Source organism: Pectobacterium zantedeschiae (assembly GCF_004137795.1).
Lineage (GTDB): Bacteria > Pseudomonadota > Gammaproteobacteria > Enterobacterales > Enterobacteriaceae > Pectobacterium > Pectobacterium zantedeschiae.
On the sequence record NZ_NWTM01000001.1, the window covers coordinates 2,635,489 to 2,649,028 of the forward strand.

Genomic DNA, 13,540 nt, shown 5'->3' on the forward strand with positions numbered 1-13,540 from the left:
ACCTTTTCACTTATTCAACATGGCGTTTTATATGGCGTTACTCTCGCCATTACAGAGACTTCCCTTAATTAATTCGCTTTCCATTTTCATCAAAAAAATGAAGATGTTCGCTACGGCATGTGAGCGGAATCGTTGAGTAAGGAACAATACTATTGTCACCCGACAAATGTACTTTGAAATGATTAACGCCAGAATAAGCGCCAAAAATATACGTGGCATTACCCAGCCTTTCTGTTACTTCGCTATTGATCGACAGGCTAACATCTCCTCCTTCCGAATCAATACTGAGATGTTCGGGGCGAATACCTACAGTAATTTTCTGATCGATGCGCAATCCGTGGCTAGCCAGATTAACGGAAAGCGTATTGAGTTTATTAATCAAGATGCTCACCTTATTTCCTTCAACCTGTAATACTTCACCAGGTAGAAAATTCATATTTGGCGAACCGATAAAACCGGCAACAAAAAGATTCTCCGGCTTATGGTATAGCTCCATCGGTGTGCCAACCTGCTCAATATATCCTTTATTTAACACCACGATTTTATCCGCCAGCGTCATCGCTTCCACTTGATCGTGTGTCACATAGATCATGGTATTACGCATTTCCTGGTGCAGCCTGGCAATCTGTAAACGCATTTCCACGCGTAATTCGGCGTCGAGGTTTGATAGAGGCTCATCGAATAAGAACACTTTAGGATCGCGTACAATTGCCCGACCAATCGCAACACGCTGACGTTGTCCACCAGACAGTTGTTTCGGTGTCCGATCTAATAAGGCTTCGAGTTGGAGCGTCATCGCAGCCTTTCGCACCATTTTTTCGACTTCGGCTTTCGGGTGTCCATTCATTCTCAGCCCAAACCCCATATTTTGAGCCACTGTCATATGCGGGTATAGCGCATAGGATTGGAAAACCATCGCAATCCCTCGCTCTGCGGGATCAAAATGGTTAACTAAACGGTTATCAATATGAATTTCACCGTCCGTAATCTCTTCAAGTCCAGCAATCATTCTCAGCAACGTCGATTTACCACATCCCGATGGGCCAACGAATACCACAAACTCGCCAGAATTAATTTCAAGATTGATACGATGGATCGTCTCCGTCTTATCGTAACGTTTCACTATATTTTTTAGTAAAATATCAGCCATGTGAACCTCAAACTTTAATTTTCCATTGAGAGCGAATTACTTTACCGCTCCCGTCATGCTGGCGATAAATTGCTTCTGCATGGCAAAGAAGATAAGTAAACTGGGAAGGGTAGAAATAACCGTTCCAACCATAATCAATCCGAAATCTGGAGAGTAAGCGGAAGCAAAGCTCGATAACACCAGATTGATCGTTTTTAATTCATTGGATTGAAGGACAATAAGCGGCCAGAGAAAAGCATTCCACGACGTCATGAAAACAATAATAAAAGCGGCAGAATAGCTGGCACGCATAATCGGCACGTAGACGTACAGGAAAATTTTCCACTCAGCGACGCTTTCCACTCGCGCAGCATCAATCAACTCTCTCGGAAACGTTTTAGTACATTGCCTAAAGTAGAAAATAATAAATGCCCCAGCCACTGTCGGCATGATCACGGCAAAGTGCGTATCCAGTAAGCCAGCTTTACCAAACATGGTGAAAAGCGGGATCATTAATGCCGCAAACGGAATCATCATCGTCGTTAATAGCGCCACGTAGACACGTTCACGATTCTTGCTGGCATAAATTTCAAACGCATAGCCTGCGATAGAGCACACGACAAGCGTTGACACCGTACTGATCAACGCAATTTTTGACGTGTTCCAGAACACCAGCGCCAGATCCACCTGACTCGTCAAATTGGTAAAATTGACCAGTAATTGATCGCCAAACGTGAATTTCCCCATATTGATTTGGCTGGTGCTATTGGTACTGGATACCACCATCCAATAAAACGGGAAAAGCGAGAAAATGCTCATCAACACGAGAAATGCATGCATCAACATGCTATTAACCTTACTTTTTCTCATATTATCCCTTCCGTGCCGCTTTAAATTGAATCAGCGCCAGTATTGCTGAAAAAACGACAATCACGTACGACACCGTTGCCGCATAACCAAAGTTAGGCACAAACTTGAATGACAGGTTATAAATATAAAGCGATAACGTCAGCGTCGCATTTGCCGGACCGCCATTCGTGATATTCATGGCTTCATCAAACAGCTGTAGTGTGCCAATCGTAGATGTCACACTGGTAAAAAGAATCACTGGTTTCAATAATGGTATAGTGATGAAAAAGAATTGCTTAATTGGACTAACGCCATCGACTCTGGCGGCCTCATAAATCGATTTGTCAATATTCTGCATAGCGGAAAGATAGAATATCATGTTATATCCCGTCCAACGCCATGTAATGGCAATAATGATAGTCACCTTCGCCCAGAAAGGATCAGAGAGCCACGGAATGGGATCATCAATAACATGAATAAACATCAAGAATGAATTAATCACACCATCCAGTTCAAACATACTCTTGAAAAGAATCGAGTAGGCAACCAACGATGTCACACAGGGTAAAAAGATCGCTATTCTAAACCACTGACGATATTTAAGCTGAGACGAATTCAGGCAAGAAGAAATGGCTAGTGATAGCAAAATCATAATCGGAACCTGGATCACCAGAAATGTCAACGTATTCCAAAGTGCCGTTTTAAACATCGGATCATTGAATAAACGAATGATATTTCCCAGGCCAACAAATTGTGTCACCACACCACGGCCAGACTGAAAAGAGAGCCAAAGTGATTTGAAAATAGGGTATATCGTCATTAGGGCAATTAACCCAACGGCTATAGAGACAAAAGCCCAGCCGTTGATGTTATAAAGCCTATTCATTTTAGGTTTATACATCATTATCACACCATCGATTTCTGGAGAGAAATACTTGAGGGCTTCCCGCCCTCAAGCTCACACTCGCTACTGCATAATCTGATTTTTTAATGCAGTTTCGGCGCGTTTTAAAACATCATCGACAGAATCGCCTTTCAGTAATGCAGGTATTTCAGCCGCAATTGCGTTATCAACTTCCTGGGTATACATACCGTAGGAGACCTGTGGAATTTCAGTCACCCATTTAGAGAAATCAGCAAATACCGGTTGCCCGCCAAAGAACGGATCTTTTACTGCATAAGCGGGGCCAGAAGTAGCGGGAAGGAAGGTCGCAAGCGCACCGCGATCAACCAACAGGGTTTGATACATATTGCTATCTGCCGCGAAGGTTTTCTGCAAAAATTCAATCGCCTGTTTAGTATTTTTGCCACCCTTCAATACATACCAGCTCGATCCCCCCTGATTGGAGGCATGTGTCGCGTTGTCGAGATTCAACCGTGGGATCGGCGCGACACGCCATTTTCCTTTCTGATCTTCAGCGCTTTTAATTGAACCAATCACCCATACACCAGAAACCACACTCGCCGATTTTCCGGCATTAAAACTCCCCACAAAACTCGACCAACCAGAGATAGGGCGTGCAATTTTCGCGTCATTAATCGCTTTAATCGTTTTTAACGTTTCTTTTAGTGCCGCGTTTTTAGTGAGATTGAGTTGCCCTTGGTTATCGAAGAACCACTCTCCGCCGGACTGCATCATAATATGAGGAAGAACCACATCGTTCATATCGTAGGTCAACATATCAACACCGGTTTTCGCTTTTACCTGCTTACCAATCTCAATATATTTATCCCAGGTAATATTCACCATATCACTCTCTTTATATCCGGCAGCCTCCAGATAATCGAGTCGATAGAACATTCCCGCCACGCCGGAATCAAAAGGAACACCGTATACCTTATTCCCCACCGTCATCACTTTTGTTTTATAAGGTGCAAACTGGCTGTAATCGATAGCATCCTGCAATGGGATAAACGAATCAGGATAAGCCTGAAGATATTTCTGAGCATTATAATCTTCAATAAGCACAATATCAGGAAGAGAGTTTTTAACGCCTGAAGCCAACATGGTATTTAATTTCTGCTCAATATCTTCTTTCCCCGAGTCGATCACTTTCAGACTAAAACTTGGGTCGGCTTTTTTATATATCGACGATGCTTCATGCATTGCCGCGACATTGAAGTTAGGATCCCAGGCCCACACGGAGACTTCAGCAGCCAAGCTGTGACTCGATAAGCCCAGCGTGAGAAATGAAACTGCAAATAGGGTAGATACTTTATTCTTGATCTTCATCAGAGCAGTCCTTCTTTACTTTTTGTAAAGAGAGAATATGAGTTACTGCATAATGAAGCAACGAGTTACACCGCTTACATTCTTTCATCCGGTGATACGGGTCACACAACAGGGAGAAAAATGACTAAATATTCGATCTGAATACAAAAAATTTAGGAAAAATTTCCTTCAATAAAACCCATGCCAGCCAATAAAAATGATTAAAATAAAAACAAAAAACGACATATACCATTGAAAATAAAAAAGAAAATGAAATCAAAAAAAGATTACTCAGCTAATATTCACCATACTTACACCTTCACCATCAAATAACGCAAAAATGAAAACGTTACCACACTAAATCAAGCGGCACAGGGGGATACCCGAGTGCCGCAAAACATGCCTACGCTTTGGCAAACCAATCGCGGATGATCGCGTGCTGTAGCAACATGATGGTTTTGCCGTCTTTAATCCGGCCATCGTTCATCATTTCAACGGCTTCGCTGAACGGCAATTCCAGCACTTCGATATCTTCATCTTCCACACCACCGCCGGAATTATCCCGTAGCGATTCATCGTATTCGGCAGCAAAGAAGTGCAGCCGTTCTGTGACACCACCGGGCGACATATAGGCATCAAACAGCTTCTCAACGTTACCGACCGCATAACCGGTTTCTTCTATCGCCTCGTTACGGATGCACTCTTCGGGCGAATGATCGTCCAGCAAACCGGCACAGGCTTCCAGCAGCATGCCGCTTTCGTTGCCGTTAACATAGGTGGGAATACGGAATTGTCGAGTCAGAATCACCGTGCCTTTCGCCCGGTTGTACAGCAGAATCGTTGCGCCGTCGCCACGATCGTAAACCTCACGAATTTGGCGCACTACACCACCATTCTTTCTTTTCAAATCAAAAACATACTTGTGAAGGATAAACCAGTGGTCGGATAGCAGCTTCTTTTCGACTATATCAATGGGAGACGGCATGCAAACACCTCGGTGATCGATGGCTGGGGGCTCATTTCATGTATAACGACGAAGCCATCATATCCCTTTTGGACTCCTGCATAAACGGGCAAGGAAACGTATTCCTAATGGAAAGAACGACATAGTTACGCACCAACCCTATGATATTCATGGTTTAGTCTCACGCTCTCATTCCGCTCTTTTCGTCCATCTGACGTTTATCGACTATGCTATACCTTAAATCAATCACGTTTCAGGAAGTCGCGCTGCGCTTTCGTTTCCGCCATCACCATCACCACCGTCAATTTATCTCGTCATAACGCGCGTACCGCAACCGCCTTCCATGATTCACTCGGATTCAATACCGCATCACTTCTCCAACCACATCATCGAGGTAGATAACATGAACCATTTCATTTTCTCTTCACCTAGAAAATATGTTCAGGGTCGCGGCGTACTGGATGAGCTGGGTGAACAACTCAAACCACTGGGAACGAAAGCGTTTCTCATGGCGGACGGCGTTGTTTGGGACATTATCGGCCAGCGCGTTGATGCATCCCTCAAACAGGCAAGCATCGGTCACCATTACGAGCGTTTTAACGGTGAGGCGTCCAGCAATGAAATCACCCGCCTTGCCAAGCTAGCGCGCGACGCAGGCACGAACATTATTGTCGGATTAGGCGGCGGTAAAACGCTAGATACGGCGAAAGCGGTCGCCGATGAGCTAAAACATAATGTCGCGATTGTCCCAACTGTAGCCTCAACAGATGCACCGTGCAGCGCGTTGTCCGTCATCTACACCGACGAGGGCGTGTTTGAGTCCTACCGCTTTTACGACAAAAACCCCGATCTGGTGTTGGTCGATACCGCAGTCTGTGCGCAGGCACCTGCACGTCTGTTCGCCTCTGGCATTGCCGATGGTCTGGCAACCTTTGTCGAAGCACAGGCAGTTCTGCGCTCTCATGCCCTCTCCATGCTAGGCGGAAAACCTACGCTGGCGGGCATGGCGATTGCCGAAACCTGCGAAAAAACGCTGCTAACCTATGGCTACAGTGCTTATAAAGCAGTAGAAAAAGGCGTGGTGACACCCGCAGTAGAATCCGTAGTTGAAGCCAACACGCTGCTTTCCGGCCTGGGCTTTGAGAATGGCGGTCTGGCAGGCGCTCACGCCATCCACAACGGATTTACCGCGATTAAAGGCGACATCCACCACCTCACTCACGGGGAAAAAGTCGCCTACGGTACACTGACACACATGGTGCTGGAACAACGTCCCGACGAGGAAATCGCACGCTACATCCGTTTCTACCGCGCGATTAACATGCCAACACGGCTAAAAGATCTGCATCTGGAAAATGAGCCCTTTGAGAATCTGATCAAAGTGGGTGAACTGGCGTGCAGCGACGCCGACACGTTGAAAAATCTGGACCGCGGGTTAACGGCTGAAGACGTCGCCCACGCGATTGTTGCCGTCGATGCGTTCAGTAAAACTATCGCTTAGCCGTAACCACGGTAAAAAGCCTGACGTCAGCGAAATCGATCCAATGGCGTCGGGCTTGGTATACCAGATGTGCCCTTCTCTCCATATCACGGCCACAAAACATTCTCTCTGCGTCATCAACCTGCTCACGACTATTCACTTTTATTTGATGAGAAAACGGGCAGGATAACGACATGTTCTCTGTATTTTGGGTTGTCGCATGATGGACCGTCCTCGCCTTATCCCTCTCTCGGATACGCTGACTCTTGCCCTTTTCGGGACGATCGTGCTGGCGTTAGGTATGGGGCTTGGGCGTTTTTTATATACACCGATGCTGCCCGTAATGCTGGAGGAAGGGAACTTCACCTTCGGCCAGCTTTCCTACATTGCCAGCGCAAACTACGCTGGTTATCTGTTCGGCAGCCTGTTTTTCTCCTTCAGCCGTCGCGCCTCAGCCTCTCAACCGTTGTTCCTGCTATTTACCGCAGCCGCCGCGACCTGCCTTTTGCTCTTCACAATGACATTGACCACCAATACGATACTGGTCATGCTCATTCGCTTCATCGCGGGGATCGCCAGCGCGGCGATGATGATTTTCGGCTCCTTGATCGTTTTGCACTACACAAGGCATGCTAGCGTTATCGCCTCGCTCTATGCAGGGGTTGGCGTGGGGATCGTGTTAGGCAATGAGTACATCGTCAGTGGGCAACATTACGCACTGACTGCCGAACGACTATGGTGGGGAGCAACGCTGATCTCTGCGCTACTTCTGTTCGCCTTACTCATACTTTCACCACATAAAGCCAACGTACCGCAGCAGCAGATGGGCAATGTCGATGAACAACCTCGCCTTGGCTGGCAACGACTTGCGCTGCTATACGGCCTCGCGGGTTTCGGCTATATCATTGTCGCTACCTATCTCCCGCTGATGGTAACGGCGCAAGACATTCCGCATTTATCCCTTCATCTCTGGTCGTTGGTTGGGCTGGCAATCATTCCTGGCTGTTTTTTCTGGCTGTGGGCTGCCAGCCGTTGGGGAACGTTACCCTGCCTGACGGCTAATCTGCTAATTCAGGGCGTGTGTGTCCTGCTGACGCTGTTCAGCCACTCGCTTGTGGCACTACTATTCAGCTGTATCGGCTTTGGTGCTACTTTTATGGGAACCACCTCACTGGTGATGCCATTAGCCAAACGGCTACACGCGCCGCACGGCATCAACCTGCTTGGTCTGGTGACGCTCACTTACGGTATTGGTCAAATTCTTGGCCCACTACTCACCAGCGCCTTAACAAATAACAACGCTGTAGCACCAGCCATTCTGTGCAGCGCAGCAGCACTTTTCATCGCGGCTGGGCTCTGCTTATCTTACCGTCGGCCACAACCCTAATCCCGGAGGATCTATGCCATACGTCAATATCAAAATCACTAATGAAGGCGTTACCGCTGAACAAAAACGTCAATTGATTGAAGGCGTCACACAGTTGCTGGTCGATGTGCTTAACAAAAATCCGAAAACCACCGTGGTGGTAATTGATGAAGTCGAAACGGACAACTGGGGAATCGGCGGAGTGCCGGTGACGGAGCTGAGGAAGGTCAGCAAGTAAGATAAACCAGTAAGTAAGAAAGCTAGCAAATAGCAAAACGGTGCCACGCTATGTGGCACCAGATTTATATACTCCAAATAATTCGAGTTGCAGGACAAAACGTTAGCGTTTTGAACAGCGCTTGCGCTGACCCCGAAGGGGTGAGGCCATAAGGCCGAATAACGCGGCAAGAGAGAGACAAATTCGTCGGGAACGAATTTGACCAGCCAACGGCTGGCCTCTGGTGAGAGACGGGATGTCTCTCATTTCATCCCGATGAGCTTACTCCGGTAAGTGATTCGGGTGAGTGACAAGTCTGCCAGAGGCAGATTTGAACGCTGCTTGCAGCGGCCCCAACGGGGCGAAGCCCACATAAGTGGGCCGAGTAGCGCGGCCAACGCACATGCAGCTTGAAGTATTACGGGTATACCCCCATCATCGTATCGATCAGTAGATACATATTGAGGGAAACCACAAGCACGACAATAAGTTGCCCGATGCGCTGCACCCATTTGCCGTTAACCATCGTCCCCATCAGCTCACGGTTGCCAGTGAACGACAGCAAAGGAACCAGCGCCAGCGCGATCCCGAAGCTCAGCACCACCTGACTCAACACCAGCACGCGCGTCGGATCCATACCAGACAGAATCACGATAAACGACGGCAACATCGTCACAAAGCGGCGAACCCAGAGCGGGATATGGAAGCGCACAAACCCTTGCATCACCACCTGACCGGCCAGCGTACCGACAACGGTAGAGGAAAGGCCTGCCGCCACCAGACTCAGACCGAAAATCACCGCAGCGGCTTTACCTAACAACGGCTCTAACGTGAGATAGGCTTTATCCAGATCGGCAATATCCTGATTGCCGCTGAAATGGAACGCCGCCGCTGCCGTCGCCATCATCGCCAGATTGACAAATCCGGCAATGGTCATCGCAATCGCGACATCGACTTTCGTTGCAGAATAGCGCTCGGCACGAGTATGGCTGCCTTCATGCTGCGTCAGGGAAGAATGCAGGTAAATCACATGCGGCATAATCGTCGCCCCCAACACGCCTGCGGCCAGCAGCACAGCATCGGAGGTCGGCAAGCTAGGAATTGCCATGCCTTTAGCTAAGGCGGACAGCTCTGGCTGAGAAAATACCAGTTCAACAATATACGCCGCCGCAACAAACAACAGCAGGCCACCGATGACCATCTCAAGCGGCTTCTGACCACGCTGTTGCAGCATAAGAATCAGGAAGGTAGCAATCGCGGTGAGGATCGCGCCTTCCAGCAGCGACACGCCCAATAGCAGTTTAAAGCCTATCGCCGCACCGATAAATTCGGCCAGATCGGTCGCCATCGCAATAATTTCGGCCTGTACCCAATAAGCCCAAACGGCAGGACGTGGAAAGCGATCGCGGATATGTTCCGCCAAATTCTTACCCGTTGCGATGCCTAATTTGGCAGACAACAGTTGGATCAGCATCGCCATCAGGTTCGCCCACACCACCACCCACAGTAACGTGTAGCCGTAGGCCGCACCAGACTGAATGTTCGTGGCAAAGTTACCCGGATCGATATAACCAATCGCCGCGATAAACGCCGGGCCCATCAGAGAAAGTTTGACCTTCCTTGACGTACGGCTTGTTGACTCGATAACACGGCTACCCGGCATAGTATGACCCTTCTAACACTGTTGTTTTATTACTCTCACAAAAATGATAATGATTATCAAGTGCATTTAGAGTGGTAATACCAATTCTTTTGATAGCTAACGATGATGAGTCATTCAAAAGCTAAAAAACATCTTTTTTATCAAACAAATCTTAACAAAATATAAACAAAAAACCCCATGCAGGGCACGGGGTTTGGAATGAAGATACGCTGTCACTATGGTACGTAAAAAGCAGATAGTGCGTAAAAGCAGAGAGTATTAGTCTTGTGCTTTTGATACGGCAACCATCGCCGGACGCAGCAAACGGCCGTTCAGCGTATAGCCTTTTTGCATAACCATCATGACATGGTTCGGCTGGTGATCGGCTGAAGGTAACATCGTCATTGCCTGATGCACTTCGGGGTTAAACGGTACACCCACATCACCCACCACCTCGATACCGAATTTATGCACGGCATCCAGCAACGATTTCAGCGTCAGTTCAACACCCTCAATCATTGCAGCCAGCGATTCATTGGCCTTGTCCGCCGTATCCAGCGCACGTTCCAGGTTATCGATGACCGGCAGCATTTCACTGGCAAATTTCTCTACCGCAAATTTATGCGCTTTCTCGACATCCATTTCCGCACGGCGGCGAATGTTATCGGCTTCAGCACGGACGCGAAGCATATTGTCACGTTCACGCTGTTGCAGTTCACTAAACTGGGCTTCCAGCTCGGCGATGCGCGCATCACGCGGGTCAGCTACGTCTGCCGTCTCTGGCGCGGCATCCGCTTGCTGCCCTTTTGCTGCTTCCTTTTGATCCAGGACTTGCTCGTCAGGCGTTTTCTGTTCTTTACTACTCATGAAATTCTCCGCGGTTTAGCATTAATCTCGCTAGTTGCTTATTATGGGGATCAAAATCGGGGATTCAAGGGAACCTGTCATATATTGGTTTCCGACGCTGCCGATACACCACGCTGAGGACAAAACAGCAATGAACACACCGCTTACAATGAACAAGCCGTTTAATTGTATTGGCATTGTCGGCCACCCGCGCCATCCAACGGCGTTGGCAACGCACGAGATGCTCTACCATTGGCTCACCGACAAGGGTTACTCGGTTCTGATCGAACAGCAAATCGCGCGCGAACTGAACCTGAAGGACGCACCGACAGGTAGCCTTGCCGACATCGGCCAGCAGGCAGATCTGGCGGTGGTTGTCGGCGGTGATGGCAACATGCTGGGCGCGGCACGCGTGTTGTCACGCTATGACATCAAGGTTATTGGTGTAAACCGTGGCAACCTCGGTTTTTTGACTGACCTCGATCCCGACCATGCGCAGCAGCAACTTTCTGACGTGCTCGACGGTCATTACCTGAGCGAACAACGCTTCATGCTGGAAGCGCACGTCTGTCGCGCAAACCAGCCCGACAGCATCAGTACCGCGATTAACGAGGTGGTGCTTCACCCCGGAAAAGTGGCTCACATGATTGAATTTGAAGTCTATATTGACGACAAGTTCGCCTTTTCCCAGCGCTCGGATGGCTTGATTATCGCCACGCCGACAGGCTCAACTGCCTATTCGCTTTCCGCTGGCGGCCCTATCCTGACGCCATCGCTGGACGCTATTGCGCTGGTGCCGATGTTCCCGCACACGCTGTCTGCCCGTCCGCTGGTGATCAATAGCAGTAGCACAATTAGGCTGAAATTCTCCTGTATTACCAATGATTTGGAAATAAGCTGCGATAGCCAGATTGCGTTACCGGTACAGGAAGGTGAAGAAGTGCTGATTCGCCGCAGTGAACATTACCTGAATTTGATTCACCCAAAAAACTACAGCTATTTCAACACACTAAGTTCAAAACTCGGCTGGTCAAAAAAATTATTCTAAAATTCAATTAAGCCACTTTACTGTATATAAAACCAGTTTATACTGTATGTAATCACATGTGATTACATACAGGGGCTTATCATGCTGGCGCAACTCACTATCAGTAACTTCGCCATCGTGCGCGAATTAGAAATCGATTTTCAGTCAGGAATGAGCGTAATCACCGGGGAAACCGGTGCGGGGAAGTCCATTGCGATTGATGCCCTCGGTTTATGTCTGGGAAATCGTTCTGACGCCAGCATGGTCAGGCCAGGGGCTGCCCGAGCCGACATCTGCGCGCGCTTTGCGCTGACGGATACTCCGATGGCACGTCAGTGGCTGGAAGAAAACCAGTTGGATGATAGTAACGAGTGCCTGTTACGCCGCGTGATTAGCGCCGATGGTCGCTCACGTGGCTTTATTAACGGCACCGCCGTGCCATTGTCTCAACTGCGTGAGCTCGGCCAGCATCTGATTCAAGTACATGGCCAGCATGCCCATCAGTTACTGCTGCGCGCCGATCATCAAAAACACCTGCTGGATGCTTATGCCGATGAACCGAAATTGCTGATTGCTATGCAACAGGTGTGGCATCAGTGGCACCAGAGCTGCCGCGCATTGGCACAGTTGCAACAAGCTGCAATTGAACGCGAGGCCCGCCGGGAACTGCTGCAATATCAATTGAAAGAACTGAATGAATTCTCCCCACAGCCTGGCGAATACGAACAGATTGACGTCGAATACAAACGTCTGGCGAATAGCGGTCAGTTGCTAACGATGAGCCAACAGGCCATGCAATTGCTTAGCGAAGACGACGAGCAGAACATCATCAGTATGCTGCACAGCGTAAAACATCAGCTTGACGAGCTCATCAGCATGGATGACAAGCTGTCTGGCGTGCTATCCATGCTCGAAGAAGCGGGCATTCAGCTTAGTGAAGCCAGCGATGAGCTGCGCCACTACAGTGAACAGATGGATCTCGACCCAATTCGGCTGTATGAACTAGAACAGCGCCTGTCACGTCAGCTTGCACTGGCGCGTAAACATCACGTTGCCCCAGAGTCGCTACCGACGTTCCATCAGCAGTTGCTGGAAGAACAGAAGCAACTGGAACAGCAGGAAAGCGATCATGACGCGCTCAGCGCCTCGGTTGGCGAATATCATCAGCAGGCGTTGCATCTAGCAGAACAGTTGCACGTGCGCCGCCAACACCACGCCAGTGAACTGGCACAGCTCATCACCACCAATATGCGTGAACTGGCGATGCCGCACGGCCACTTCACCATTGACGTGAAGTTTACGCCAGACAGCCTGACGGCTACCGGTGCCGACAATATTGAATTCCGCGTGACCACCAACCCCGGCCAGCCGCACCAAACCCTGGCAAAAGTGGCATCAGGCGGCGAGCTGTCACGTATTGCACTCATTATTCAGGTCATCACCGCGCAGAAAATGGATACGCCAGCAATGATCTTCGATGAGGTCGATGTGGGGATTAGCGGGCCGACCGCCGCTATTGTCGGCAGAATGCTGCGCCAACTCGGCGAATCCACGCAGGTTATGTGTGTGACGCACCTACCGCAGGTCGCAGGCTGCGGTCATCAGCACTTCTTCGTAAGCAAGCAAACTGACGGCGCAGAAACGGAAACATTGATGCAACCGTTGGATAAACGTGCGCGGTTACAAGAACTGGCTCGCCTTCTGGGTGGCAGCGCCGTGACCAAAAACACGCTGGCGAACGCCAAAGAATTGTTGGCAGCCTAAAATCTGCTGCCGACAGGGCAAGAAAGGTGCATCAAAGGTAAAAA

Annotated in this window: 12 protein-coding genes; 5 read left to right on the forward strand and 7 right to left on the reverse strand. The window is 48.9% G+C overall.

The window, feature by feature from the left end; all coding sequences use genetic code 11:
- Window positions 1–64: 64 nt before the first annotated feature.
- From CLR69_RS11880 to nudK, 5 genes are all read right to left on the reverse strand, one after another.
- A complete protein-coding gene (locus CLR69_RS11880) occupies window positions 65–1,150 on the reverse strand; it encodes an ABC transporter ATP-binding protein (RefSeq protein ID WP_129702962.1) in 1,086 nt (361 codons plus the stop codon).
- Between the two features lie 36 nt (window positions 1,151–1,186).
- Entirely contained in the window at window positions 1,187–1,975 is a 789-nt protein-coding gene (locus CLR69_RS11885) for a carbohydrate ABC transporter permease (protein ID WP_242451595.1), read from the reverse strand.
- 25 nt (window positions 1,976–2,000) lie between these two features.
- A complete protein-coding gene (locus CLR69_RS11890) occupies window positions 2,001–2,882 on the reverse strand; it encodes a carbohydrate ABC transporter permease (RefSeq protein WP_129712733.1) in 882 nt (293 codons plus the stop codon).
- 63 nt (window positions 2,883–2,945) lie between these two features.
- Window positions 2,946–4,211, reverse strand: coding sequence for an ABC transporter substrate-binding protein (locus CLR69_RS11895; RefSeq protein WP_129712734.1), 1,266 nt, complete (start codon window positions 4,209–4,211; stop codon window positions 2,946–2,948).
- Between the two features lie 382 nt (window positions 4,212–4,593).
- Window positions 4,594–5,175 carry a GDP-mannose pyrophosphatase NudK gene (gene nudK, locus CLR69_RS11900; protein WP_129712735.1) on the reverse strand — a complete coding sequence of 194 codons (582 nt, stop codon included), beginning with the start codon at window positions 5,173–5,175 and terminating at the stop codon, window positions 4,594–4,596.
- Between the two features lie 382 nt (window positions 5,176–5,557).
- On the opposite strand from nudK, the gene CLR69_RS11905 reads away from it, so the two are divergent.
- From CLR69_RS11905 to CLR69_RS11915, 3 genes are all read left to right on the forward strand, one after another.
- A complete protein-coding gene (locus CLR69_RS11905) occupies window positions 5,558–6,655 on the forward strand; it encodes a glycerol dehydrogenase (protein WP_129712736.1) in 1,098 nt (365 codons plus the stop codon).
- Window positions 6,656–6,854: 199 nt separating this feature from the next.
- Window positions 6,855–8,021 carry an MFS transporter gene (locus CLR69_RS11910; protein ID WP_129712737.1) on the forward strand — a complete coding sequence of 389 codons (1,167 nt, stop codon included), beginning with the start codon at window positions 6,855–6,857 and terminating at the stop codon, window positions 8,019–8,021.
- A gap of 13 nt (window positions 8,022–8,034) precedes the next feature.
- The gene (locus CLR69_RS11915) at window positions 8,035–8,238 is read left to right on the forward strand and encodes a 2-hydroxymuconate tautomerase family protein (RefSeq protein ID WP_039485068.1); all 204 of its coding nucleotides are present in this window, start codon (window positions 8,035–8,037) and stop codon (window positions 8,236–8,238) included.
- A gap of 397 nt (window positions 8,239–8,635) precedes the next feature.
- On the opposite strand, the gene CLR69_RS11920 is transcribed toward CLR69_RS11915, so the two are convergent.
- Together CLR69_RS11920 and grpE are read right to left on the reverse strand one after the other, a co-directional pair.
- Window positions 8,636–9,880: an Nramp family divalent metal transporter gene (locus CLR69_RS11920; protein WP_129702955.1), complete on the reverse strand. Its 1,245-nt coding sequence runs from the start codon at window positions 9,878–9,880 to the stop codon at window positions 8,636–8,638.
- A 258-nt stretch (window positions 9,881–10,138) separates the two neighbouring features.
- Complete coding sequence (grpE, locus tag CLR69_RS11925; RefSeq protein WP_129702954.1) at window positions 10,139–10,726, reverse strand: nucleotide exchange factor GrpE; 588 nt, start codon at window positions 10,724–10,726, stop codon at window positions 10,139–10,141.
- Window positions 10,727–10,874: 148 nt separating this feature from the next.
- On the opposite strand from grpE, the gene nadK reads away from it, so the two are divergent.
- Window positions 10,875–11,753 carry an NAD(+) kinase gene (nadK, locus tag CLR69_RS11930; RefSeq protein WP_129704824.1) on the forward strand — a complete coding sequence of 293 codons (879 nt, stop codon included), beginning with the start codon at window positions 10,875–10,877 and terminating at the stop codon, window positions 11,751–11,753.
- Window positions 11,754–11,834: 81 nt separating this feature from the next.
- The gene (recN, locus tag CLR69_RS11935) at window positions 11,835–13,496 is read left to right on the forward strand and encodes a DNA repair protein RecN (protein WP_129712738.1); all 1,662 of its coding nucleotides are present in this window, start codon (window positions 11,835–11,837) and stop codon (window positions 13,494–13,496) included.
- Window positions 13,497–13,540: the final 44 nt, after the last annotated feature.